The 24,821-nt window shown below is 42.5% G+C and carries 26 protein-coding genes; 13 read left to right on the top strand and 13 right to left on the bottom strand.

Annotated features, from left to right (window positions below; genetic code table 11):
• The first annotated feature begins 2 nt into the window (after positions 1-2).
• The 4 genes from CHJ_RS15865 (at position 3) to CHJ_RS15850 (ending at position 3,126) form a co-directional block, all read left to right on the top strand.
• Positions 3-1,040 (top strand): fumarylacetoacetate hydrolase family protein, encoded by a 1,038-nt coding sequence (locus CHJ_RS15865; RefSeq protein ID WP_317918250.1) that lies wholly within the window; start codon positions 3-5, stop codon positions 1,038-1,040.
• Positions 1,041-1,149: 109 nt separating this feature from the next.
• Positions 1,150-1,824 (top strand): maleylacetoacetate isomerase, encoded by a 675-nt coding sequence (maiA, locus tag CHJ_RS15860; protein ID WP_317918249.1) that lies wholly within the window; start codon positions 1,150-1,152, stop codon positions 1,822-1,824.
• A gap of 179 nt (positions 1,825-2,003) precedes the next feature.
• Positions 2,004-2,798 (top strand): phenylalanine 4-monooxygenase, encoded by a 795-nt coding sequence (gene phhA / locus CHJ_RS15855; protein ID WP_317918248.1) that lies wholly within the window; start codon positions 2,004-2,006, stop codon positions 2,796-2,798.
• Positions 2,788-3,126, top strand: a complete 339-nt coding sequence (locus CHJ_RS15850) for a 4a-hydroxytetrahydrobiopterin dehydratase (protein WP_171751544.1) — start codon at positions 2,788-2,790, stop codon at positions 3,124-3,126. Before phhA ends, CHJ_RS15850 begins: the two co-directional genes overlap by 11 nt.
• Positions 3,127-3,261: 135 nt before the next feature.
• On the opposite strand, the gene CHJ_RS15845 is transcribed toward CHJ_RS15850, so the two are convergent.
• Positions 3,262-4,815 (bottom strand): phospholipase D family protein, encoded by a 1,554-nt coding sequence (locus tag CHJ_RS15845; RefSeq protein ID WP_317918247.1) that lies wholly within the window; start codon positions 4,813-4,815, stop codon positions 3,262-3,264.
• A 382-nt stretch (positions 4,816-5,197) separates the two neighbouring features.
• Here CHJ_RS15845 and CHJ_RS15840 point away from each other — a divergent pair, with 382 nt between their 5' ends.
• The gene (locus CHJ_RS15840) at positions 5,198-6,802 is read left to right on the top strand and encodes a BCCT family transporter (protein ID WP_317918246.1); all 1,605 of its coding nucleotides are present in this window, start codon (positions 5,198-5,200) and stop codon (positions 6,800-6,802) included.
• Positions 6,803-6,919: 117 nt separating this feature from the next.
• Here CHJ_RS15840 and CHJ_RS15835 read toward each other — a convergent pair whose 3' ends face one another.
• Together CHJ_RS15835 and CHJ_RS15830 are read right to left on the bottom strand one after the other, a co-directional pair.
• Positions 6,920-7,396, bottom strand: a complete 477-nt coding sequence (locus tag CHJ_RS15835; RefSeq protein ID WP_317918245.1) for a hypothetical protein — start codon at positions 7,394-7,396, stop codon at positions 6,920-6,922.
• Positions 7,393-7,728, bottom strand: a complete 336-nt coding sequence (locus CHJ_RS15830; protein WP_317918244.1) for a DUF805 domain-containing protein — start codon at positions 7,726-7,728, stop codon at positions 7,393-7,395. The genes CHJ_RS15835 and CHJ_RS15830 overlap by 4 nt, the downstream gene beginning before the upstream one ends.
• 181 nt (positions 7,729-7,909) lie before the next feature.
• On the opposite strand from CHJ_RS15830, the gene CHJ_RS15825 reads away from it, so the two are divergent.
• Positions 7,910-8,947, top strand: a complete 1,038-nt coding sequence (locus CHJ_RS15825; RefSeq protein WP_317918243.1) for a helix-turn-helix domain-containing protein — start codon at positions 7,910-7,912, stop codon at positions 8,945-8,947.
• A gap of 20 nt (positions 8,948-8,967) precedes the next feature.
• On the opposite strand, the gene CHJ_RS15820 is transcribed toward CHJ_RS15825, so the two are convergent.
• Positions 8,968-9,642: a hypothetical protein gene (locus CHJ_RS15820; RefSeq protein ID WP_317918242.1), complete on the bottom strand. Its 675-nt coding sequence runs from the start codon at positions 9,640-9,642 to the stop codon at positions 8,968-8,970.
• Between the two features lie 48 nt (positions 9,643-9,690).
• Positions 9,691-10,248, bottom strand: a complete 558-nt coding sequence (locus tag CHJ_RS15815) for a hypothetical protein (RefSeq protein ID WP_317918241.1) — start codon at positions 10,246-10,248, stop codon at positions 9,691-9,693.
• 268 nt (positions 10,249-10,516) lie between these two features.
• On the opposite strand from CHJ_RS15815, the gene CHJ_RS15810 reads away from it, so the two are divergent.
• Together CHJ_RS15810 and CHJ_RS15805 are read left to right on the top strand one after the other, a co-directional pair.
• The gene (locus tag CHJ_RS15810) at positions 10,517-11,443 is read left to right on the top strand and encodes a LysR family transcriptional regulator (protein WP_317918240.1); all 927 of its coding nucleotides are present in this window, start codon (positions 10,517-10,519) and stop codon (positions 11,441-11,443) included.
• 175 nt (positions 11,444-11,618) lie between these two features.
• The gene (locus tag CHJ_RS15805) at positions 11,619-12,134 is read left to right on the top strand and encodes a hypothetical protein (RefSeq protein ID WP_317918239.1); all 516 of its coding nucleotides are present in this window, start codon (positions 11,619-11,621) and stop codon (positions 12,132-12,134) included.
• 248 nt (positions 12,135-12,382) lie between these two features.
• On the opposite strand, the gene CHJ_RS15800 is transcribed toward CHJ_RS15805, so the two are convergent.
• Both CHJ_RS15800 and CHJ_RS15795 read right to left on the bottom strand, forming a co-directional pair.
• Positions 12,383-12,775, bottom strand: a complete 393-nt coding sequence (locus CHJ_RS15800) for a hypothetical protein (RefSeq protein WP_317918238.1) — start codon at positions 12,773-12,775, stop codon at positions 12,383-12,385.
• A gap of 290 nt (positions 12,776-13,065) precedes the next feature.
• Positions 13,066-13,806, bottom strand: a complete 741-nt coding sequence (locus tag CHJ_RS15795) for a TrmH family RNA methyltransferase (RefSeq protein WP_317918237.1) — start codon at positions 13,804-13,806, stop codon at positions 13,066-13,068.
• Positions 13,807-13,968: 162 nt separating this feature from the next.
• Between CHJ_RS15795 and rlmE the strand changes: the two genes are divergently transcribed.
• Positions 13,969-14,589 (top strand): 23S rRNA (uridine(2552)-2'-O)-methyltransferase RlmE, encoded by a 621-nt coding sequence (gene rlmE, locus CHJ_RS15790; RefSeq protein ID WP_317918236.1) that lies wholly within the window; start codon positions 13,969-13,971, stop codon positions 14,587-14,589.
• 95 nt (positions 14,590-14,684) lie between these two features.
• On the opposite strand, the gene fdxA is transcribed toward rlmE, so the two are convergent.
• On the bottom strand, positions 14,685-15,008 hold the full coding sequence (fdxA, locus tag CHJ_RS15785; RefSeq protein WP_171751550.1) for a ferredoxin FdxA: 324 nt from the start codon (positions 15,006-15,008) through the stop codon (positions 14,685-14,687).
• A 171-nt stretch (positions 15,009-15,179) separates the two neighbouring features.
• Between fdxA and CHJ_RS15780 the strand changes: the two genes are divergently transcribed.
• A complete protein-coding gene (locus CHJ_RS15780) occupies positions 15,180-16,781 on the top strand; it encodes an NAD(P)/FAD-dependent oxidoreductase (RefSeq protein ID WP_171751551.1) in 1,602 nt (533 codons plus the stop codon).
• A 206-nt stretch (positions 16,782-16,987) separates the two neighbouring features.
• Here the strand turns inward: CHJ_RS15780 and CHJ_RS15775 are convergent, their stop codons facing one another.
• Positions 16,988-18,187: an MFS transporter gene (locus tag CHJ_RS15775; protein ID WP_317918235.1), complete on the bottom strand. Its 1,200-nt coding sequence runs from the start codon at positions 18,185-18,187 to the stop codon at positions 16,988-16,990.
• Positions 18,188-18,326: 139 nt separating this feature from the next.
• Positions 18,327-19,256 (bottom strand): LysR family transcriptional regulator, encoded by a 930-nt coding sequence (locus CHJ_RS15770; RefSeq protein WP_317918234.1) that lies wholly within the window; start codon positions 19,254-19,256, stop codon positions 18,327-18,329.
• Between the two features lie 122 nt (positions 19,257-19,378).
• On the opposite strand from CHJ_RS15770, the gene CHJ_RS15765 reads away from it, so the two are divergent.
• Positions 19,379-20,638, top strand: a complete 1,260-nt coding sequence (locus CHJ_RS15765; RefSeq protein ID WP_317918233.1) for an adenylosuccinate synthase — start codon at positions 19,379-19,381, stop codon at positions 20,636-20,638.
• A 111-nt stretch (positions 20,639-20,749) separates the two neighbouring features.
• On the opposite strand, the gene CHJ_RS15760 is transcribed toward CHJ_RS15765, so the two are convergent.
• Complete coding sequence (locus CHJ_RS15760; RefSeq protein ID WP_317918232.1) at positions 20,750-21,232, bottom strand: GNAT family N-acetyltransferase; 483 nt, start codon at positions 21,230-21,232, stop codon at positions 20,750-20,752.
• A gap of 141 nt (positions 21,233-21,373) precedes the next feature.
• On the opposite strand from CHJ_RS15760, the gene CHJ_RS15755 reads away from it, so the two are divergent.
• Positions 21,374-22,003, top strand: a complete 630-nt coding sequence (locus tag CHJ_RS15755; protein ID WP_317918231.1) for a DUF1349 domain-containing protein — start codon at positions 21,374-21,376, stop codon at positions 22,001-22,003.
• A 148-nt stretch (positions 22,004-22,151) separates the two neighbouring features.
• On the opposite strand, the gene CHJ_RS15750 is transcribed toward CHJ_RS15755, so the two are convergent.
• The gene (locus tag CHJ_RS15750; protein WP_171751558.1) at positions 22,152-22,913 is read right to left on the bottom strand and encodes a hypothetical protein; all 762 of its coding nucleotides are present in this window, start codon (positions 22,911-22,913) and stop codon (positions 22,152-22,154) included.
• 178 nt (positions 22,914-23,091) lie between these two features.
• Positions 23,092-23,991: a LysR family transcriptional regulator gene (locus CHJ_RS15745; RefSeq protein WP_317918230.1), complete on the bottom strand. Its 900-nt coding sequence runs from the start codon at positions 23,989-23,991 to the stop codon at positions 23,092-23,094.
• 141 nt (positions 23,992-24,132) lie between these two features.
• On the opposite strand from CHJ_RS15745, the gene CHJ_RS15740 reads away from it, so the two are divergent.
• Positions 24,133-24,780: a class I SAM-dependent methyltransferase gene (locus CHJ_RS15740; RefSeq protein WP_317918229.1), complete on the top strand. Its 648-nt coding sequence runs from the start codon at positions 24,133-24,135 to the stop codon at positions 24,778-24,780.
• Positions 24,781-24,821: the final 41 nt, after the last annotated feature.

The raw sequence follows: 24,821 nt of genomic DNA, 5'->3' as shown, positions 1-24,821 counted from the left end.
GAATGAAATTAGCAACCAAGAAAAACGGTACTCGTGATGGTTTATTAATGGTCGTGAGCAAAGATTTAAAACAGTGCGTGGCGACAACCGACATTTTTCATGCGATGCACCTTGCCCCAACCTTGCAAGTGGCTTTGGATAACTGGGATAACGTGGTTTCTCAGTTAGAAGCGTTATACCTCTCATTAAATAGTGGTCAGGTAACAGACAGTGAAGTCTTTGATTCTCAGTCTTGTGAATCGCCTTTGCCACGCGCTTATCAATGGGCAGACGGCAGTGCGTATGTAAACCATGTTGAGCTGGTGCGTAAAGCGCGTGGGGCTGAAATACCAGAGAGCTTCTGGGTTGATCCATTAATGTATCAAGGTGGCTCAGATGCGTTTATAGGCCCTCGTGACAATATCGAGTTTGCCAACGACGAATGGGGCATCGACTTCGAGGGAGAAGTTGCAATTGTGACTGGTGACGTGCCGATGGGGGCGAGCGACAAACAGGCGCAAGATTCCATTCGCTTGCTAATGTTAGTCAATGATGTCTCCTTGCGAGGCTTGATTCCGGCTGAGCTGGCAAAGGGTTTTGGTTTTTTCCAGTCCAAGCCCTCTTCGGCGTTTTCTCCGGTAGCGGTGACACCTGATGAGCTTGGTGAACAGTGGCGAGACAGTAAGGTGCATCTACCGTTGATATCCACCTACAACAACAAGCCTTTTGGTTGCCCAAATGCAGGAGTTGATATGACCTTCAGTTTTACGGATCTGGTTATGCATGCAGCGAAAACGCGTCCACTGTCGGCGGGTAGCATCATTGGCTCTGGTACGGTTTCGAATAAACAAGGCACTGACTACGGCACCTCAATTTCTGAAGGTGGTGTTGGGTATTCGTGCATTGCTGAGGTTCGCATGATTGAGACCATTCGAGATGGCAAACCTTCAACTCAGTTTATGTCGTTCGGTGACTCAATTCGCTTAGAGATGTTCGATGCGGTGGGTGACTCTATCTTTGGCGCGATTGAGCAAGAAGTGAGCCCGTACCGAGAGCGATAAGTACCGAGAACGATAAGCACAGAGAACTATAACTTACGCAACAGAGTGGTGATGTGACGCCACTAAATAAAGAGCGTAAGCGAAGTGATGGCATGAATGAGATCAGTGTATGAATGAGAATAGAATACTCTATGGTTATTGGCGTTCGTCTGCGGCCTATCGAGTGCGTATTGGGTTGAATCTCAAGCAGCTTAGTTATCAGTCTAAATCGGTTCATTTACTGCGAAATGGCGGCGAGCAACATGACGCACCATTTCGTGAGCTGAACGCCAGTGAGTTAGTCCCCGTGCTGGTGGATGGCGAGGTTCGGCTTAATCAGTCGTTAGTGATTCTTCAGTATTTAGATGAAAGCTACCCTAAAGCTTCACTGACACCAGAGCAGACGTCATTGCGTTACCAAGCTTTGGCAATGGCTCAGGATATTGCGATAGAAATTCATCCTCTCAACAACCTACGCGTGCTGCAGTATTTGGAAAAAGAATTATCGTGTGGACAAGAGGCGAAAATAGATTGGATCCACTATTGGGTTCACCAAGGGTTTCGTGCGTTAGAGGAAAAACTCCTCAAACACCGAAAAACCTGCGGGGATTCACTTTATAGTCTGACGGATTCGCCATGCCTTGTAGATGTCTGCTTGGTGCCGCAGGTCTATAACGCACAGCGTTTTGCTGTTGATATGTCGCCTTATCCGTTGATTCACTCGATTGCAGAAGCGTGTAATCAGTTGCCAGCCTTTATTGATGCGATGCCAGAGAATCAAGCGGATGCAAACGTGTCGATGTAAATGCAAAGTTGCGAACAACTGACGTAAATTTAGCGAATAGTAAGATTAGAAAAATACGCGTCTAACACAATTATGTAAACAAAATGTTACAGGAAGGCCAGCTTCGAAAAATGGCGCAAATTGGCGCTTATAAAGAGTGGAGATAGGCTTAAAGAGAAACATTCTTTAGGAGGTGAATAATGACTCAATATCATTCTAAGCCCGTGAGTCAAGAGGGATGGGTTGAGTGGAGCCTCGAAGAAGATGCCATTTGGCACGACTTAGTGAAAAGGCAACAGAACGTCATCAAGCATCGCGCTTGCGATGCGTATTTGCATGGCTTGACCCTGCTTGACTTGCCATTAGACAGGGTTCCGCAACTCCCTGAGATAAATAAAGTGCTAAAGGAGACAACAGGTTGGCAGGTGCAGCCTGTTCCGGCATTGATCGATTTCGATCGTTTCTTTGATCTGCTCGCCAACAAGCGATTTCCGGTTGCGACTTTTCTGAGAACGCGAGACGAGTTTGATTATTTACAAGAACCGGATTTCTTTCATGAAATTTTTGGCCATTGTGCCATGTTGACCAATACCGATTTTGCGGCTTTTACTGAGCATTATGGAAAACTAGGGCAACTGGCAACAGCCAAGCAACGCGCTTATCTTGCCCGTTTGTATTGGTTTACGGTTGAGTTTGGCTTAGTCCAAGAGGGGCAGAAGCTGAAAATCTATGGCGGTGGCATTCTTTCGTCTCCGGCAGAAACCATTTATGCGCTGGAAGGGAGCGTGGCGATTCGTGACGAGTTTGATATACAAACGGTGTTAAGAACGCCTTATCGCATCGATATCATGCAGCCTAAATATTATGTGATCGAGGGGTTGTCCGAACTCTTTAAAATCAGTCAGATAAATCTATTACAGCAAGTTGATCTCGCGATGGAAGCGGGATTACTACCACCACTTTTTGAACCCAAGGAACCCGTACATGTTGAATGAACAAAAATGCCAAGCCTGCAGTATCGACGCCATTGCCCTCAATAAAGATGACCAACAATCATTACTACTGGAGTTGTCTGACTGGCAGATCATAGAACGAAACGGTATCCCGCAACTTGAAAAGGTGTATACGTTTAAGAACTTTAAGCTGGCGTGGGCGTTCAGCAATAAAGTGGCAGAGTTGGCAGAAGATGAGTTTCATCATCCTTCTATCTTATTGGAGTGGGGCAAAGTCACTGTGACATGGTGGAGCCACTCAATCAAAGGCCTGCACAAAAATGACTTTATCTGCGCCTCACGCTGCGATGTATTAGCGGTAAGCGAGTGATGGTTTAGCTTGAGTAGATCCAGTTGGTGTAGACGGTGTTATTACAGATCAAGTTTTTGTACATCGAACATGAGACAGATCAGATAGAACAATACGTCTTGTTGCTATTGATCTGCCTCCCTCAGTTCTGCATAACTAGAGAATATTTTTAGGTACGATTCGTCTTATTTTTACCCCTATTCGTTTGCTTAGTTTTGCTTCGCTATCAGGGTTGAAGTCGTCGCTAATTAACCATGCATTTTCGGGCTCCATTTCAGTTAGTATCGACGTTTTTACGTCTTTTGTAATACTTGCAGAATGAATAATGGTGAAGCTCTCAGTGTTAAGGTTGGCGCTGCGAGGGTCGAAATTATAGGTACCAATTACCGTGACATTATCGTCAATGGTCATTGTTTTTGCATGAAGACCAAAAATAGGAGTAGTCGGCAACCGCTTATACATATGCTCAGTCATCACTCTTTGACGCACTTGTGCATTGGGTTTGAACTCATAAATTTCTACACCGGTGTTAAGTAGGGCTTTTCTGTTTCTTTGATAGCCGCTAAATGCTTCTAAGTTATCGTTTGAGGCGAGGCTGTTGGTGAGTATTTTTATGGTTATTCCTTTGTCCACTAACTGGCTAAGAAACTGACGATCAGCTTTGGTTGTAATCAGGTAAGGGGTTTGAATGAGTATGCTTTTCGTAGCGCTTTCTGCCAGTTCGATAAGCTTGCTTCTGGTAATGCTTCCGCCACCTAAAAAAGTTTCCTGATCATTTTTACCCGGAATATCGTATATATACTCAACGTGATCCAAAAATAAAAACTTACCTTCATCCATTAAACGGCTAAAGGTATGGGGGACTTGTTCGATCTCTTTTTTGATGTCGGGATGAAAATTCTCAGGGTTACAGGAGTATGAGTGTAGCCTTGAAAAGTCTGGATTGCCTGAATGTTGGGGGCCAAGAAGCGAGGTGTCATCCACCAGTTTCTCAATTGAAACACTAAGCTCGTTTTGCCAGTATTGCTCAAAAGAGGCTTTTACGTTGTTAACCACTTTTCCGGCAAGAAAAACGTCTCGGTCTCTAAAGTTATAGGTGTGGTCAAAGCCGAAGTATTCATCTGCAATATTTCGTCCTCCAGTAATGGCGATTTGATCGTCAGCAATAAACACCTTGTTGTGCATTCTCTGATTAAAACCATGGAAATCCGTGGCAAGAGAGGTCATTTTCTCAACAATGTTTTTGCCGATATTGGCATTGGGATTATAGATCTTAATGTCGATGTTCTGATGCGCGGCTAGCATGATCAGCTCATTGCCACGAGCTTCCAGCATGATGTCATCTATTATCACTCGCACTTTTACCCCTCGTTCCGCTGCTCTAACGAGGTAGTCGGTAGCAATCAACCCAATATTGTCGACCGAAAAAATGAAGTACTGAACATCAATCGACTTCTCTGCGCGCTCTGTTAGCCAAGCGCGAGACATCATAGCTTCGGCACCTTGCTCCAGTACATAGACACCGGTTTTGTTTTTCATCACTGCCTGATAAGGGGCAAGATAGTGCGACAATGGGGAAGGTGTTTTTACCGGCAGATCAGCACAATAATCTTTATCCGATAACGGAACGCTGTCAGGTGCTGAATGACAACTGATGAGAGCAATGGACAGTAGACTAACGATGAATGGAATTAAGAGCGCTTTTTTCATGGTTCTCAACAAATACAATTATCTTGGCCGGATGGCTAAGGAATATACTGAATAGAAAGCCATTTGTCATTTTAGCTTATAAAACTTCGCTTATAGCCATAGATTGAACCAAGTTTGGCTTGGGTTATCTATCTAACAATGCAATGGGTTAAGAGGTGATTAAATGATGATATCCCTTGTACTATCAGTGAGTTATGAGTTTCCGACTAAGAGGTGAGCAAATGATGCTACAATAGCGCGCTGGGGGCTAGACCAAAAGCAAATAGTTTATTCAACAACTTAACTAATTCATCGTGTATGAAAATAGCTGGCTAGTCATTCTTTTTTCCAATATGGAGTTTTAATTCTATTCGTTAATTCGGGTACATTAACATCATAATTTATGAGTTATAGATCAAAAAAATACAGTATTGAATCTACAGATTATCAAGTTGGACAAGATAATATTAGCAAATGGGGCATGGATGTTCACAACATAGTTTTTACCGCTTCGGTTGGCCTATCTGTTCTATTTATCGCAACACTGCTCGTCCTCTCACCTTCAGAAGCCAAAGCCGCCATTGACACCGTTAAAGGCGCAGTTTTATCAAACTTCGACTTCCTCTTTATGTGGGGAGCCAACATTTTATTATTGCTTGCTATTGCTATCGCATTCTCACCATTGGGCAAAATCCGATTGGGGGGCGATGAAGCGACAGCCGACTATTCAACCATGTCCTGGATTGCCATGTTATTTGCCGCAGGTATGGGAATAGGGCTTATTTTTTGGGGCGTTGCAGAACCGACGGCATTCTTTACCGATTGGTATGGCACGCCATTAAACGCGGAGGCTTACACCGCCGAAGGCCGCGAAGTCGCATTGGGTGCAACGGTCTTCCACTGGGGACTGCACGCTTGGGCCATTTATGGCATGACGGCGCTCTGTTTGGCCTATTTTGTGTATAACAAAGGGCTACCGTTATCGATGCGTTCGGTATTCTATCCACTATTGGGTGACCGAGTTTGGGGAAGAATCGGCGACGTTATTGATGTGCTCACCGTGCTGGTAACGTTATTTGGCCTAGCAACCTCATTAGGGTTAGGTGGCTCTCAGGCAGCGAGTGGCATTAGCCATGTGTTTGGCTTTGAGAACAGCTTGTATCTTCAGCAGTTTATTATCTTAATTATCATGGGGCTGGCTATTATTTCCGTCATCCGTGGTATGGATGGTGGAGTAAAGGCGTTGAGTAATCTCAACATGATTATTGCCTTTGTGTTCCTTGGTTTTATGACGGTGCTGAATTTCACGACCGTTCTTGATTCGGTAGCAACTTCGGTTGTTGGCTATGTCAAAAATATTCTACCGCTAAGTCAAACCACCGGGCGTGAAGATACAACATGGCTACACGGTTGGACGGTATTCTATTGGGCATGGTGGGTAGCGTATGCTCCATTCTTTGGAATGTTTGTGGCGCGTATCTCTAAAGGCCGTACCGTTCGTGAGTTTCTTGTTTGTGTAATGATTATTCCTACTATGGTCACGACGGCTTGGATGTCGGTGTTCGGCGGTATTGCCATTGAACAAATTATCGATAAAGTCGGCCTATTAGGTGCAGAACAAGGCATATCTGATGTATCGCTAAGCCTGTTCTATATGCTAGATGCCTACCCAATTGGTAATATTCTTTCTGTTATTGCGGTTGCACTGATCATCGTGTTCTTTGTTACCACATTAGACTCAGGCTCGATCGTGATTGATAGCATGACAGCGGGTGGCAAGTTAGAAGTGCCGTTAAAGCAGAAAGTGGTTTGGGCTGTTATTTCTGGTGCCATTGCAATGGTCATGTTGTGGATTGGTGGTACTCAGTCTATACAGGCTTTACAGTCCATTACTATTATTGCCGCCATGCCGTTTACCATTATATTACTGCTGGGCGCAGTCAGTTTGATCAAAGGATTGTTAACAGAAGTTGATAATCCAGAAGTGGCGACAGAGCTAAGCAAATAAAACGAGCGCTTGTTTAATATTTGCGTTTAACCCAAGCGCAGTTAAATAAGTTAGAAAGCCTGATAAGGAAACTTGTCAGGCTTTTTTGTGGCTATGAGCCAATTCTATTTAAACTAACTAGTGGCATGTTGGACTCTGCGTGTCACCAATAAGCCAAGATATCCACCTTCTTCTGGAGTTTAAAACGAAGCCTTCGGTGGAACTAATGCCATGGGAAATCAGCCCGTCTAAGTTTTTGTTATCTTGAAGGGTAGAGAAATGCCAGTCTGCACTGTTTATTCGTTCACCTTGTATTAGCGCATCATTGAGCCGTTGGCTGACAACAATAATTGTTAGCCCTTTTGTCTCACCGACCCCTAGATCTGACTCTGAAATACTCCCCACAGCAATAGGCACACTTATTCTGCATGTTGTGTTGTCATTACTTGTAAAGGTATAGCTTGCATCCCCAACGCGGCCTTTAAGCCACACAAGCGCTCCTTGAGTCATAGTGTCGACAGAGAGAATTCCTAGAGCCTCCGAAGGATAATTCGCTGATGCATAACTGCACCACGAGGCAGTAGCAGACAACATTATAATGATGAGTGATCTCATGCTATCGCCTCCCTGTCATTGTGATAAATGCTGGTTTTCGCCAACAAATAGATTAGCCAAAAAGAGCCGACGATTGGAACGAAAAAGATCAGCCCCCAGTAGCCAGATTTATGGATATCGTGCAGTCGACGAGCAATAGCCGACAGCATGGGAATAAAACTGATAAGGCTATAAATTGCATCAAACCAAGTTGTCATTTTCAGAGTGATATCTAATACAATACACCCGATGGTTATAATGATATGTACTAGCATAAACATCCAAAACTCTTGGCGGGAAGAGCGGCCAGAAAAGTCGAGGCTTCGTTGCCAAGCCAGAATATAGAACTGCATAATTGTCATCTCCGTAGTGAACGTGTGATGACATATTGCGATTGAATAAAGCAAAAAACGTCTCAAAACGGGTTTTAGGTCGTCCCAAAACCAGCATTAGTCTATATTTAATGTCTAAATTTTATTTAGTTATCATTCATTTGCACTAATATAGATTGAATTCATTTATCTAGGACCTACTATGCTTGCTATTCCCGTTCCGTTTATTGTTTCTATGCTACTCGGGTTGCTGGCGATAACACTGTATGTTCGATTTTCACAACAAGTCAAATTCGCCAGTTTGTTTTTAGGGTTATGCTCTGCCACAACGGCCATGGTTGGATTGCGTTGGACATTTGATCTTGGTGCTTTTAGCATCGCGCAGCCTATTTTGGCTTCCACTATTCCAATCGCAGCGTGGTATACCTTTGCTCACGCAACTCGTAATCAAGGTTTCTTATCGTTTAAACACTTTATTGCTCCATTGTTTATTGCTATTAGCGCAACTACACAACCTTGGCTTGCCTTGCCACTGGATGAGGTGCTAACACTAAGTTATATCGGTTATGGTGTTGCTCTTATTCGTTTTTCTAGTAAAGAAACGGTGCTGAATAACGTGACGTTAGGAAGCTGGGAGGGGGTTAAAAAAGCAGAGAGTATCGCCGGATGGATGCTGATTTTTTCAGCATTAGTAGATACCTTTATGTCTTTGGACTTTACTTTTAATCAAGGTGAACTGGCTCTTTATATTCTTACCACAGCTCATTTGATTTTGTTGCCTGTATTATCTATAGCGGTTGTTGTAGCCGGTATCAATACGCCAGTTTCAGACGAGACTGAGTCATCAACCACACAGATTAAGAACGAAGAGATAAATAACATCGCGGTCATGACCAAAGAGCGCGCTGAAGAAATAGCCTCAATACTGGATAGAAAAGTTCGCCAAGACTCTCTATATCTTGATCCAGAGCTGACTTTGTCCAAGTTGACACGCAAATTAGGCATCCCCGCAAAACAGATCTCCATAGCGGTTAATCAAGTTCATGAACAGAATATCTCTAAACTGATTAATACATACCGTATAGAGCACGCGAAACACGCTTTGGCAACCTCAAAAGAGAGCATAACGCAGATATTTATGAGTTCTGGTTTTCAAACCAAATCTAACTTTAATCGCGAGTTTTCTAGAATAACGGGAATGACCCCAAGTGAGTATCGGAAAAGTAAAGGAGAGTACTAACTTACTAATAGCGCTTAAAGTTAGAATGATAGTCGCCCACCAATCGTCCAATTGTATTCGGTTTTGTCCATTCCGTAGTAAGTGCCATTGGGGCTTAAAGCTGATATTTTTGCATAAGGGTAGATGTGCCATAATGGGCGCATTGTACCCATAGACAGCTCCCACTCGCTCGCTCTTCCTTGGTTGAAGTCAACCATATCTGATTTGTCTTCCGCATAGTGGTACTCATACTTGCCTGTCAGATAAGTATGCTGGAAGTACTTAGCAACGGCGAAATAGCTAGAGTATTTGTTAGCGTCATCAACAGTAAGCCATGTAAAACCGTTGCGTATAACCTCGCTTGTTACACCAAATTTAGCAGAATAGTGTTCGAAATATCGGGTTGCAGTGAGGTCTATGAGATGTGTGTTTGTTTTAACACCATCAACACCCGCAATTTCATTCATTAACCAATCGTTTTTCAAGCCATATTGATAATATGAAGATAATTTCCAATTTCGGTTAACAAATTTATGATAACCAATTCCGGTTTCAAGGATACTGTCGCTGTCTCCACCAATAAATAAAAATGTGTTACTTGTGACTGCTGCGGTAACGCCAATTTCTACGACATCCTTTTCAACGGATAGATCAATTCCAGCAATAGCTGGAATGCAGCACATCATTGTGCTGCAAGTAATTGAAATGGTTTTCATTTTTTGCCTAGAAATCGCTCCTAGTAAGAGACTAGGAGCGTTATTGAATTAGTTTAAACGAGAGCGGATCGCATCGCGAATAGAGTTGCGGTCAATTGAGTTCTCGCTGTTTTCCATCAATGGTCTGAGACCACCTTGTACGGTATCATTGCCAATAATGATCGATTCCCCATTAATAATGACGCCAAAATTACCTTCAAACTCACCCTGGCGAATAATACTAACGTGGTACTCATTGCCCTCTTTATCTAAAACCGTCATAGATTGATCACGCCAGTCCACGTCAGATATTAAGAAGCTGTTACCATTGGCATCAGTGATGGTGTTTCCAGATATTGTGTAGCCTGCTTCGGGGCCATTATCAATGGGAGGCATTGCGGGTCCACCCCATACTGGTGGGAGACGATCGGGAGTATTACCTGTATCTAGTCCCCAATCAGGAGAGTTATCAATATCAGGAACTGAAGGTACAGTGAGACCAAAATTAGGGTCAACTGGTTCAGGACGATCAGCTACACCGCCCCCACTGCTAGAGCCTCCAGAGGACGAACACCCAGCCAATAATAGAGAACCAGTAACAATTGTTACTAAAATAGATTTTTTCATAGTGCATTACCTAAAGTCTTATTTAAGTTCACTGGCCGAATAAACGGCCAGTGGAGAATTTATTACCAACTCCATTGGAGCAATGACGAAGACTTAATAGGTATATTTACAACTTAATACCAAAATAGAAGATCAAGGCCACGGCTATTTTCGAATCCTAGCGAATTATTTGTTGGCGCTATTATGAGAAGTTGAATTAGAGAGGTCTAATGACTATTACTTGTTTCAGTAATAAGCTAAGCTTATTAGGTTGTGTTTGGAGTGATATATGGCTAAAGATCTATTTTTCAGTATTGATTTAAATTTGTTGAGAACATTTCTAGTGCTCTCTCAAGAACTGAACACGCGAAAAGCGGCTGAACGGTTATATGTTTCACAGCCTGCAATAAGTCAGGCTTTACAAAAATTAAGGGCTCAGCTTGGTGATACTCTTTTTGTTAAAGCTCCAAATGGTTTGAAAGCAACGCCTTATGCAGAACAGCTAGCAATGGATATAACCCCTTACTTAAATGGCTTATCTGGCGCGTTAAACAAAAACAGAGAGTTTGATGCTTCGTTACTCAAATCATCCATAAGAATCGCCGTAGCACCGATCGCATTAGAGTGTCTTTCTGGTTCGCTATTTCGTCATTTTTCTAAGGTTGCACCTAATTGCACTTTGGAGCTGGTGGCATGGAAAAGTGATTCCATCAATTATATTCAGAGTGATGAGATCACCTTGGGAATAAGTCAAAATCAGGAAGCTATTCAAAGTGTTCATATTGAGCCTTTAATTGATTTAGAAGCGAGAATTATCGTAAGAAATAGTCATCCCATCCAAACGAGTACAGTTACTCCTAAAGATATGGAGCCTTATCCGATAGCCTCGGTAATCTCTCCCGGCCATAATGACAATTATACTGAAGCAGCACAAATCATGGAAAAGAAAGGGCTTAAACCAACCGTTGGCTTTCGTTCGGAATTTGTCATGGCGGTGGTGGACGTTATTGAGCATACAGACTTCTTTATGCCACATACTAGTCTGTTTCCTATTCGACGTTACCCATCACTAAAAGCTGCTATACCGATAATAGACGGTGTGCCTCATAAGAGTATCCTTTACGCTTATTACCACACAAAAAATAAAGATTCCGCCCTTATATTATGGTTAATTGAGCAGGTTAAATGGGTTATTGAACAGGAGTCGAAGGAGTAGATAGCTAAGTTTTACAACAATACATTTCAGTCGTCCTAAAACGGCTAGCCTAATAAGTTTTAGTTATTGATTATACAAGCAGATGTAATTAGATCGCTATACGTCAATTACTTAGAATGTACATATTAAACGGGACAATGATTTAAAAGGATGTTCTCACTTACACTCTGAGTCAATGATGAAAATAGCAATAACTGTTAGTTTAATAATTTTTTTATCTGCTAAGGCAACTGCAAATACCATTCATTTTTCACCTGAGATAAAAACAGGTCCTTATATAGGGGCAGGTCTATCCGGTTATGGGCTACAATTTGGATTGCGTGATGTATGGGGGTTAGAGTCTTTATATGTCTCTTATACTGATACTAATGCGGAATTTCTCTATGTAGATCAAGATCAAATATCAACCTACAGAATAGGAGGCCAATTTCTACTGTTAGATTCTCCTAAAATGTCTTTACAGGTTGAGGTTGGTTTAGCCAAATATAGGGGGGAACGAGATTATATTATTTCGGATAAGCGTTACTTATATCAAGAAGGAGTGAGTACTTCTGCTTCATGGGTGATCGAATTGAATGACTATATGGCGTGGAGAGTAGGAGTAGATATTAATTATTTAGACTCTTCATCTACATTCTTGGAGAGTTCGTTTGCACCAGCTCTATCTACAGGGCTTATTTTTAGTTTTTAGCATTGAGAAATATAGTTAACGTACTAATGAGTAAATGATGTTTTATGCTTTTAAATCGTTACAGCCGTTCTCTTAATCACAGGAGTTATTGCTACCAAGTCATTCCTATTCCCACTGGTAGTTTAGTCACAACGGTAGAGAAGTTTGAGCCAGATAGCAGCGCTTGCGTTAAGGCTGCCCAGTTTTGTCTCTAAATTAAAGAGCTTTAAACTGATGCTTTAATAGAAATCACTTACAGCTAAAACTCACTAATTCAAGCACAAATATTGAGTAAGATCTTGTTCCATTTTCTTTAAGATCCCGAGCTCATGTTCAGAGCGACAATTCGCAATTGTTACCCAATAGTCTCCGGTTTCATCTGTTGCTGAATACTCGGCTCTCAACTCGTATTTCTTCCACGAAATTATCCCAATCAACATGGTCAGTACGAGAGTAGGTAAACCAAACGCAGGAACAAAAGCCCAAGTTGCCGCGGATAGGATTAAAGCCAAGCTGACAACATTGACCATATTGTCTTTCACGCTCAGGCACCTCAGATCGACTTTCTTTACTCTCTGCAATGAGTAAGTCTTTTTCTTGAACTTTAGCTCTCCATCCGTGATGTCGAAATCACTAGCAGAAATGGCATTACGAAATATCACCTTCGGTTATCTCCAACTTGAGTATACGTATCTTATTAATATTTATGTAATTAATTCAATTGATTACATGGTTTTATGGTAAATTAATGACTCATCTTTCGTCAATAGAATGGGGGTGTAATCTTTGTTTTGGTAAGAAAAAGCAGATGAGAATATTAGCCAGCAGCTTAGTCGCCACTTTTCGTATCCCAAATAGTGAAGGGTGGTAGAACGGTTATTTTAGCCTCCTTTTGGGAGGCTTATAATCTGAAGCCGGAAAAATTAACCTACCAGCCGTTGTAATGTTACCTTTATATCGATAACTGATAAGCGCAAATATTAACGGCGCTGGCAAGGTTCAATGAGTCGATCTTACCACTACCTGCGATGGTAAAAGGCTGTGCATTACAGTCAGCTAAAGCTTGCTTAGGAACGCCACGAGCTTCATTGCCAAACAGGTAGCAATCATAATCAGCAAACTCGGGCGAGTTAACCTTTTCACCCTGCATATCAAGATAGGCAAAACGTTCAAAACGCTGATTTAACTCACTAAGCTCAACTGCTTGTTCAACAGGCAGGTGGAAAATAGCGCCCATGCTTGAACGTACGACTTTTGGATTGTAGGGATCGACGCTGTTATTACTTAATAACAGGCGAAATTGCCCAAACCACGCGAGGCTGCGCAAAATAGTACCAAGGTTGCCGGGGTCTTGTACTTCATGTAAGTAGATACAACGCTCACCGTCTTGCAGAGGTGTTTTCTCTGCTTGAGCGGGTAAAGGGACGCAGGCGATAATGCCTTGTGGCGTTTTGGTATCACTCAGTCCGGCCATCTGCTTTTTATTGATAACGGTGATCGTATAAGAGTGATTAAGCTGCTCTGCCCACGCTTGATACTCATCAGTTACATATAAAATGGTCTCTTTTAGGTAGGGCTGAGACTGTGCTGCTTTATCCAGTTCGAGGATCAGGTGCTCCCCTTCGACTAAATAGTGACCAAACTGCTCACGATATTTTTTTTGATGCAGCTTTTTTGCATTGTCCAGTTTCATACTTTGTCCAGTTTTATATATTGTGCGTTACCGAGTCGTAGCGGGGGATTGTACTCTTTTGTGTAGTAAAATGTCACCATTGGAAGTCAGGATATATTGGCAAAACAACAGGACATGATTACAATAGCGCTCCCAATATTTTACCAACATGGCGAACAACCTATGGCACGTTCAAAAACCAGTAAGAAATGGCTCGATGAACACGTTAACGACCCTTATGTAAAAAAAGCTCAAGCCGATGGTTATCGATCGCGAGCGAGCTATAAGCTGATTGAAATTAATGACAAAGATCAGCTCATTAAGCCGGGAGATATCGCTATGGATCTTGGTTCGGCGCCGGGTGGTTGGTCACAAATTGTCGCTCCAATTGTTGGGGACAATGGCAAAGTGATCGCTTCTGATATCTTGCATATGGATGGCCTGATGGGAGTCACTTTTATTCAGGGCGATTTTACCGATGAAGCTGTCTACGACCGCATTTTGAAAAATCTAGATGGCAAAGGGGTTGATGTGGTGATCTCAGATATGGCCCCCAACCTGAGTGGCGTAAAAACCACTGACCAATACAGTTCAATGTACCTGGTTGAATTGGCTCTGGATATGGCCCGTAATGTTCTAAAACCGGGCGGCAACTTTTGTGCTAAGGTTTTCCAAGGCGTTGGCTATGAAGAGTATGTTAAAGATGTTCGTACTTCTTTTAATAAAGTCATTATTCGTAAGCCAGCAGCTTCACGCCCACGTTCGCGTGAGGTATATGTGGTCGGCAAAGGATTTAAAGGGTAGTTTAAGTCAATTCACTCCCCTTTTTGCATCTTGATTAATGTGCTGAGGGGAGAAATTCTATTTGTTTTTCCAGCTTTTTTACTTTTCAGCTATTTCTATCTTTCAAGTAAGGGACGTTTGTTCTCTACGCCATTCCACTCATCCGCATCTTCGGGTGGCGGTATAACTTCAACAATATTGGGCCATATCTTACAAAGTTCGGCGTTGAGCTCAATAAACTCAACTTGATCAGAAGGCACTTCCGTATCCTGATAAATGGCATCGGCTGCACATTCTGGTACACATAATGAGCAATCGATGCAAATTTCTGGATCGATCACTAAAAAGTTGGGGCCTTCAAAAAAGGCGTCGACTGGGCAAACTGCCACACAGTCGGAGTACTTGCATTTGATGCAGTTCTCGGTCACTACAAAAGTCATTTAAACGCTATATCTTCATTTATCGAGTGGGGCATGATTTTAAAGAATAACCCTTAAAACACAAGTTTCTTTGTCAGTGATATCGTGTAAAATCCCTGCCATAATTTCGTATTTCGATCTTATCCTGCCCTGACGGAAAGGCCGTCCGGCATATAAAAGAGACATTTATCTATGCTACGTTTAACAGACATCAAACTGCCCCTCGATCACGAAGAGCTTGCGCTCGAACAAGCCATCTTAGAAAAACTGAAAATTAAAAAAGAGCGACTGTTGTCCTTTACTATGTTTAAACGTGGCTATGATGCCCGTAATAATAAGAATATTCAGCTGATCTATACCCTTGATGTTGAAGTAGACAAGCCTGAAGAACTGCTTGAAAAATTTGCTGACGATCATCGAGTTAAACAAACTCCAGACATGAGCTATAAGTTTGTTGCGCAGGCACCAGAACAGTTAGAAGAGCGACCGGTTGTGATTGGTTTTGGCCCGTGCGGCCTGTTCTCGGCACTTATTTTAGCGCAGATGGGCTTTAAGCCCATCGTACTAGAACGTGGTAAAGCCGTGCGTGAACGTACCAAAGATACCTTTGGTTTTTGGCGTAAGCAGCCATTGAATCCTGAATCAAATGTACAATTTGGTGAAGGTGGGGCAGGTACGTTCTCAGACGGTAAACTTTATACTCAAATTAAAGATCCAAACCATTATGGTCGTAAAGTGATTAATGAGTTTGTTGAAGCAGGAGCGCCAGAAGAGATTCAATATGTGAGTAAACCACATATCGGTACCTTCAAGCTGGTGGGCATGATTGAGAAGATGCGTGCAAAAATCATCGAGCTGGGTGGTGAAATCCGCTTTAGCACGCGTGTGGAAAAACTGGATCTGGTAGATAAGCAAGTTAAAGGGCTGCACCTGTCAAATGGTGAGTACCTGAAAAGTCAGCACGTAATCCTTGCGGTGGGTCATAGTGCCCGTGATACGTTTAGCTCTCTGTATGAACAAGGGGTCTATATGGAAGCAAAACCATTTTCCGTGGGCTTTCGTATTGAGCATGAGCAGAGTGCTATCGATCGCTGCCGCTTTGGTGATAATGCCGGACACCCTTTACTGGGCGCAGCTGATTACAAATTAGTTCATCACTGTAAAAATGGACGTAGTGTTTATAGTTTCTGTATGTGTCCTGGTGGAACCGTGGTTGCAGCGACTTCAGAAGAGGGACGCGTAGTGACGAACGGGATGAGCCAATACTCTCGACATGAACGCAATGCTAACAGCGCCATTGTGGTCGGGATTTCTCCGGAAGAGGATTACCCGGGGCATCCATTAGCAGGGATTGATTTGCAACGTAAGCTAGAAGCGTTGGCGTTTAAAGAAGGTGGAGAAAACTACCATGCGCCCGCTCAGCTAATCGGCGATTTCTTAGCAGGGAAATCAAGTAAAGAACTTGGTGATGTTCAGCCATCTTATACTCCGGGCGTGACGCTTGCTGATCTTAGCAAAGTGGTGCCAGAGTATGTTACTGAAGCAATCCGTGAAGCGATTCCTGCGTTTGAGAAGAAAATCAAAGGGTTCGCAAAACCCGATGGTATGTTGACCGGCGTTGAAACCCGTACGTCTTCACCTATCTGTATCAAGCGAGGTAAAGATTATCAGAGCATCAATACCCCGGGTTTGTACCCAGCAGGCGAGGGAGCCGGTTATGCAGGAGGCATTCTTTCCGCGGGTATCGATGGCATCCGTGCAGCTGAAGCGGTCGCACGTGCAATGACTGAGTAGATATAGATAATAAGTTCGGCATTCGAAAGGCTTGACTTCGATATTCCATCGGAGTGTCAGGCCTTTTTTAGTTCCAATGCCGCTTTTTATCAATCTAGATTATTCTTCCCGAAAGTCTCACTTTTGTTGGTACTAACTTTCGTTGGTATTAAAGCCCTATCGATTGCTATCCGTCTTGATATAAGAATTCGCCACTCTGCAACCATTTAGGAGCTGAGTATATTTTTATCCCGTGCAGCAAGGTTTGCAAATAGCGCACAAAATACGGCAACTGTCGCGATGAGTAGTAGCGGTATCACCCAACTTTCTGTGATTGAATACAAATAACCAATTAATGAAGGTCCTGTTGCAGCCAACGCGTAACCGATGCTTTGTGATAGTCCGGAAAGCGCGGCTGCTTGCCCGGGGCTTGATGTTCTTAAGCCAACAAAAGAAATACCGATTATAAATGTCGCGCAATTTGCTAATCCAAATAACACAACCCAAAATGGTGCGTACTCTGAAAAAGTGACAAGTCCTAATACGGCAATAACAACAGATGTGGCACAAACAGTGATAAGAGTTCTCTGATTGTTTGTTCTCGACAGGATGGGCAAAAGCAATAGCCCAGGAATCATAGTTGAAAATTGAAGTAAACCGTATGTATATCCGGCATCAATTTCACTGTATCCATGGTCGTTCAACATTTTGGGTAACCAACCAGCCAGAGAATAAAAGGTAAACGAATTAAGCCCCACACCTAACGTGACATGCCAAGCGACCGGGCATTTAAGTAACTGGCCAATAGTCGTCTCTTTGTCATGATTTTGCTTGGTTGATTGTGTTCTTTTGTTGCTTCTAAATACTTCAGGTAGCCATATGAACATAGCTAAAGCGGGAAATATTAAGTTAAACAATAAAGCGGCTTGCCAACCAGTCACGCTGCCCAAATCTATCGCTGATATGGGAACCATTAGGCTAGAACTTAATGCTGCACCTATTCCCATGGTAAATACATAAAGAGAAGTAACGGCGGATATTCTGGCTGGAAAATTTATTTTAACAACGACCGGAAGCAATACATTGCCTGTTGCGATCCCCGCTCCGATTAAAATAGTTCCAAGGTATAGTGGTGCCTCTGAACCATATGAACGGAGTGCAATACCGCCACCAATGGTCAGAAGAGCCAGTAATAAACAGGGATACAATCCTAGTTTGCGAGAAATGCTCGTGGCCACCGGTGAAAAGAGCGCAAATGACAACAAAGGTAATGCCGTGAGCACGCCCGCATTGGATGCAGAAAGGGAAAGGCTTTCCATAATTTGTGCTAACACTGGAGCGAGGCTGGTAAAAGGTCCCCGGAGGTTAAGGGCTAAAAACAAAATCCCTGTGAGTGCGAGTATTTTGCCTCGGTTTGAAGCTGTCATCGAAGTTACCAGTGTATTGATTAGTTGGTGATTATAACGAATAAAGTTGAATTAGCGACGTAGAGTTATTCTTTTCCTCTCATTCCCCCTAAAGCATAGGAAGGCGAACATTTACCCGGTTATAGAAATAAAACGGCGTTCAACTCTGACCTGAGTCATTACTTCTTTGCTGAACCCGAGTGATTTCATCGTTAACCCAATGTAGCAACTGCTTTGTCGCTTTAGACAAAATCTGGTTTTGTCGCACGACATAACCAAGGCTAGTGGTAGAGAAATCGGTTAATGGAGTGACCTTAGAATGTAAATGTCGCTTGGTTGAGATAGCAAATTCAGGAATGATGGCAACACCAAACCCAGCTTCAGCCCAGTCAATTTGAGCATCCACACTGCCAACTTCCATCACTCTATAATTGGGTAAGTTAAGGCTTGGCAAGGCATCATCAATAAAATCGCGAGTTCGTGTATCGTGTCCGAGTAAGATAAGGGTGAGCTCTTGTTCAGCTTCTCTATCTAAGGGGGTATCTCCTTCTATTTGGCTATCGTTCTGCCACGCGCCAAAGTCATCTCCCAGTGCACACCAAGTAATTTTTTGCAGTTCTGTAAAGTGCAGAGGTTCACTCTGTTTTTGAGAGATAACAAAACCAAGATCCGCCTGAGCGCTTTTCACTAAACCTGAAGCCTGAGAAGAGGTGGTATTTAATAAAGTGAAATCGATTCCCGGATATTGCGCCTTGAATAGCTGAAATGGCCGAATTAATAGGACACGGGAGATAATGTCGCTAACTGCAATGGTTAATGTGCCGCGACTAAGATCACTGATGGCATTAATGTCAGCCTGACAGATCTGTAACTCTAGCAAAGTTGTTTTACTGCTTTCTAACAACCGTTCACCCGCTTGAGTTAACCGAAAAGGACTTCTCTCAACTAACTTTGCTTTTGTGGCTTGCTCTAACTGTTTTAAGTGCAAGCTGACATTAGGTTGAGTCATATGCAGCGCGTTGGCCGCTTTTCCAAAATGTTTACATTCAGCCAATGTTACGAAGGTTTTTAACCAATGAATATCAAGCATGGGGATTCACTTAGCGTTCGATAGTTTGATATGAGTTTCTTATCGGAACAATAATTATAATTAATTTCTCTTATTTGGTCGATGAGAATAGCATGTGTTCTTCACTAATCAGGAGAAAAATTATGTCGTCTATTGTTGTTGTGGGAGCTAATTGGGGTGATGAAGGTAAGGGTCGAATCGTGGATTTTTTGGCCTCTGATGCATCTGCAAGTATTCGTTTTCAAGGCGGAAATAACGCCGGTCACACAGTAGTCAATGATTTTGGCACTTTTAAACTGCACCAGTTACCAAGTGGCATTTTTAATCCAGATTGTCTTGCAGTTCTTGGCCCTGGCATGGTGATCAGCCCAGCCGCTCTTACCGAAGAGATAGCGGAACTACAAGCGGCCAATGTAGATATTAAGCTGTCTATTTCTGATCGTGCAACATTATGTCTACCTCTGCATGCTCTTGAAGATACCTTAGAAGAAACACGTTTGGGTGATGCGGCTTATGGCTCAACACGACAAGGTATTGCGCCTGCTTACGGCGACCGCGTTATGAAAAAAGGCATTCTAGTTGGTTGGTTGAACCAACCTGAGATTTTAGAGCAGCGTATACAGTTCTTGTTAGATTGGAAAATGCCGCAGCTAAAAGCCTTATATCCAGAGTGCGACTTTAACCAGAATGCCGCAGAAATGACGGAATGGCTGTTAGAGGTGACAAAAGCGTGGCGTCCATTTATTTGTAACGTGACACAGCCACTTAAGGCGCTGCAATCACAAGATGCAAGCTTGCTCTTTGAAGCTCAATTAGGCGCAGGACGTGACCTTGTATATGGTGAGTATCCTTGGACAACATCCTCTAATGTGACGGCGGCTTATGCGGGAATCGGTTCTGGTTTACCGGCTCTTCGTCCAGAGCGCATTATTGCAGTTGCAAAATCATTTAGCTCTTCTGTTGGGACAGGCACCTTAGTTACGGCGATGGAAGAACAAGACAATTTCCGCGAAAGCGCCAATGAGTATGGTGCCGTGACGGGGCGTCCACGGGATATGGGATATTTTGATGCGGTCGCAACCCGAAATGGTGTTGAACTTCAGGCGGCAACGGAGATTGCTCTGACTAAAATTGATTGCCTGTCGGGTTTGTCCGAGCTGAAGATTTGTGTCTCATATGCTGGTGAACACAGTGAAAATCCAATATGGCCGCAGACTGAAGGGCTAAAACCTGTCTATGAAAATATGAAAGGGTGGGATGAAGACATCACCAACTGCCGGACTTTTGAAAGCTTGCCTAAAGCAGCTCAAGACTATGTGACTCGTATCGAAGAGCTAATGGGTGTGCCAGTTATCATGGTATCGGTAGGCCCAGAACGTGACCAAATGATCATTCGTAACTAAAATAATTAATATTAATTGGCGAGCCGTTAATCTAATCGAGTAGAGATCATAGCCTTGTTATATCGCACCATGTATCAAGGCTATGGTGCGATGATATGTCATTGCAGAAAGCTAAGGTGTTTTAGATAGTTGCTTTGACATGTTATAACCCGTTATCACAAATCCACACTCTTGATAAAGCTTAAGTGCTCGGCTGTTATGATAGGCCACTCTTAGCTTAATTTCGTTAATGCCATCCGCTTCAATCTGCTCTTCTAACAGGGCAATGGCTTGTCTACCAAAACCTTGTCCACGATATTCATCTGAGACATAAAAATCATAGATGAATGTTGAATGCGCTTTGATATTGATAGCGTGCCATAAGTAGCCAATGACTCTTGGCATACCGTTAATGTCGGCTTCAATGCAGAGCAATGTATGCTCTTTGCTATCTAATCCGTCTGGAAAACAGCGATACAGATCCTTTTTCGCTAACTCAATGGCGGTATCTAATGAATGGCCATAGTTCTTTACTATCTCTTGGCTATAATCGTCAATAAAATACTGGCAGTATGCCGGGTACTCTTCCTGTTCCATCTGTCGAAGAACGAGCATATTGTTTCCTTTTGCTGCGATGTGAAAATGCGTCTAAAAGAGTTGAGCATAGTACTCTAGTTTGCAATGTTGCGCATAGCATTGATATTTATAGGTATGCTATAAAACATCATAGCTATCAAGTTATTAAAGGATTAAATTATGATCGATTTTTCTCAAGGCGAATGGCTATACCCTCCTAAGCGTTATAGCGTCACCTCTGATACTGTTTCCATTACAACTGATCCGGAAACAGATTTTTGGCAACGCTCTTATTATGGTTTTAGAAATGACAATGCTCCTGCACTACAACTGGAGTCGAGTGAGAACTTTACTTTTACCGCAAAGGTAACATTTGAGTATCAATCTATGTTTGATCAGTGTGGATTGATCATTTATCTCGATAACAATAACTGGTTCAAGGCATCTATTGAATATGAAAACGAACAGTTTTCTAGGTTGGGAAGTGTTGTAACGAACCTTGGTTATTCCGATTGGGCAACTACCGACATTCCTCTGCCGGATCATATCTGGTATCGCCTAAGTCGTCGCGGTGCAGATTTCTTGATTGAGTCTTCATTGGATGGCGTTACCTTTAAACAAATGCGTATTTTCCATCTACATAGTCTTGGCGAGACAACTGCTGAAATGGGCCAGTGTAACCCACCTATGCCAGCGACAAACACCGTGAAATTTGGCCTATATGCATGTAGCCCAATGAAGTCTTCGTTCACGGCAGAGTTTTCTAACATGAGCTTCGAACCGTGCAAATGGTTAGCTCATACAGCGTAAAGGTAGAGTGATAGTTACTCGCTCGCAGCTTACGTGTGTCTAGCCACTCTATGTGTGTTCTGACGTGAAAATATGGTTAATGAAGAGACATCGCGTAGAGTATGACTTTCATTAACCATGTTTGAATGAGTTCTAGCTTGGCGTGTGGCTAAGACTGTTTGGTGAATCGGAACGTTTGCACCTTCTTTTCTTCGCCATTAATAAAGGCATAAGAATCAATAACCCAGATGTTGGCGCTAATCAGTCCAAGTTCAATTCGTGTATCTGAAGCAGGGATACCAGCATAAACTTCATTATCTGTGCTGTTTGGGTAGAAGTGGTAACGTTGAGAGTCACCCTGTTTTTCACCAGAGAAAGAGATAGATGTGGCGGTCGCTTCGTTAGTGACCTTTAAGCCGTATCCATCTTTTGCATCATAAGAGAACTTAGCATCCAATAGTTTGTTTTCTGCGGTGGTAATGGTCACTTCGGCATCGGAAATAGAGGTAAGAGAGCCTGTTGCCTGTAGCTCAGTAAACTCGGACTCAATGTCGACGTTTTGAATATTCACATTCCAGTTGCCAATGAATCGGTCAATCTCTGCCCATACTTGGGGAGAAGCTTCGGCAGAAGAGCTTCCTACACCAGAAATCGCAACGTTTCGGCTGTCATGGCGAATATTTTCTCGGTTATTATTGATATCCGCTCCCGCGCCTGCAACGCCCCCAGCAACACCACCGGCAATCGCCCCTTTCATTGCCAGTTCAGCATCACCAGTTAATGCTCCCATAGTCAGTCCAAGTAAGGCTCCACCCGCGGCTCCCTGTTTCGTTGCAGCATTTGGATCGTCGCTGGTATTTGGGTTTACACAGCCGACTAATACTGGCAAAGAGACAGCAGCAGCAATAGCAATACGTTTAAATTTTTTCATTTTTGGTTTTCCTCATAACATCAATAGCGGCATTGTATCTGCGCAATGTCAGAGGGCATTCAAAGGAGTTTGCGCAAACCGTTAAGATTGTTACAAGATGTGAATGTGCGGATGTGGAGCCTATACAACATCATCGTTTCAAGTGAAAAAGTGGATTCTGCTTAATAACGAAGCGCCGTTATTTGTGTTGTGACAGTTCATTACTCAAAAAATCAAACACGTATTGGATTCGTCTATTTGTTCTGAGCTCACGATGAGTCACCAACCAAAGTTCACTTGAGAATGCTCCTAACTCTGGTAATACCTTTTTGACCTGATCTTCTGCTTTAACTAAGTTGTCTTGAATGAATCCAACGCCTACTCCTTGCTTAACTAGTTCCCAATAAGCGGTATGATTTGCGGTGGTAACAGGAAAGTTGTCTAATGTCAGTTGTAGACCGCGATGATTTAACATAGAAATAATTTGGTGAGATTCAGGAGCACCGATAAAATCGACGTGATTAAAATCAGCAACAGAACCAGGGTTTCCCATCGATTCAAGGTAGTGAGTGCTAGCGTAAAGAAAGAAATCATCATTTCTTATTTTTTTAGCAATTAAATCTGGCTGAGTCGGCCGGTAAGATCTTAGCGCGATATCAGCCTCTCTTCTTTTTAAGTCACTGCTTGAGTTGGATGCAACCAATTCAATGGTGATTTTTGGTTCGATAATTCTTAATTTTGAAATCAGAGCAGGTAACTCATAGACTGCCATGACTTCGGATGCACTAATACAGACCGCCCCTTCTAGCGATTCTGATTTTCCTGAGGCAATTAGAGATAAATGAGAGGCTGCATCCCCCATATTTTTTACACACTCAATCAACTCAATGCCGCTAGGTGTTAATTCTAACCCTTTGCCAACACGCTCAAATAGAGCGACTTTAAGTTGTTTTTCCAGCGCGTGAACTTGTCTGCTTAACGTAGGTTGGGAGCTGTTTAGAGCTTTAGCCGCTGCGGATAATGAGCCTAATTCAGCAGTGACTAAAAAAGCTCTAGCGTGATTCCAGTCAAAGTCTATCGCTTTCCAATCTATTCTCATATGAATACCAATTATGCATTTTTGTCCGTATCTATCCATAATAGCATTGATACAATGTTGATTATTCAGTGATTGTATTTCATATGATTGTATCGATACCTGTGGTGCTAACGAGCGATCAATAGTTGATAAAGGTAAGTTATGAATAAAGCAGAAAGTTTTTGGGATAAGACGTCAAAAGACTATGATAAATCTGAACAGCGTTTTGAATATATTCATAATAAAACGAGAGAAAATAGTAAAAATTATCTTAATGCTAACCATGTTGTTTTGGACTACGGATGTGGAACAGGTACAACATCTTGTGAGCTCGCAAGTCAGGTAAAAGAAATTCATGCTATTGATATCTCGTCTGAAATGATTGAATTTGCGAAGAATAAAGCAGCGAATAGAATGATTGAAAATATACATTTTTCTCACACAACTATCTTTGATAAACAATACAAGGCTGAATCGTTCGATGTAATCCTTGCGTTTAATATGCTGCACACAATTGACAACCCTGATGATGCTATTCAAAGAATACATGAACTGTTAAAACCTGATGGGCTATTTATTTCGACTACGCCTTGCTTGGGCGGAAAAAAATCTTTTATGGTAAGCATGCAGATGTATTTGGTTAGTTTGTTATCGAAATTTGGCGTAATCCCTATACCAATAAGAAGGTACAAGAGATCTGATCTGGACGATTTAATAGCAAATGAAGATTTCCATAAAGTGACAGATGAAGAGATATACAGCGGAGCGTCTAGCTACTTTGTTGTCGTGAAGAAGGCATCTAATAGCTAGTCTTAAAGAAGCTGAGAAGGTTTATAGAATAGTGAATGAAA

The organism is Vibrio sp. MACH09, assembly GCF_033238805.1.
Classification (GTDB): Bacteria; Pseudomonadota; Gammaproteobacteria; order Enterobacterales; family Vibrionaceae; genus Vibrio.
Note: the sequence above shows the minus strand (reverse complement) of the source record. Positions and strands in the feature narration are given on the sequence as shown.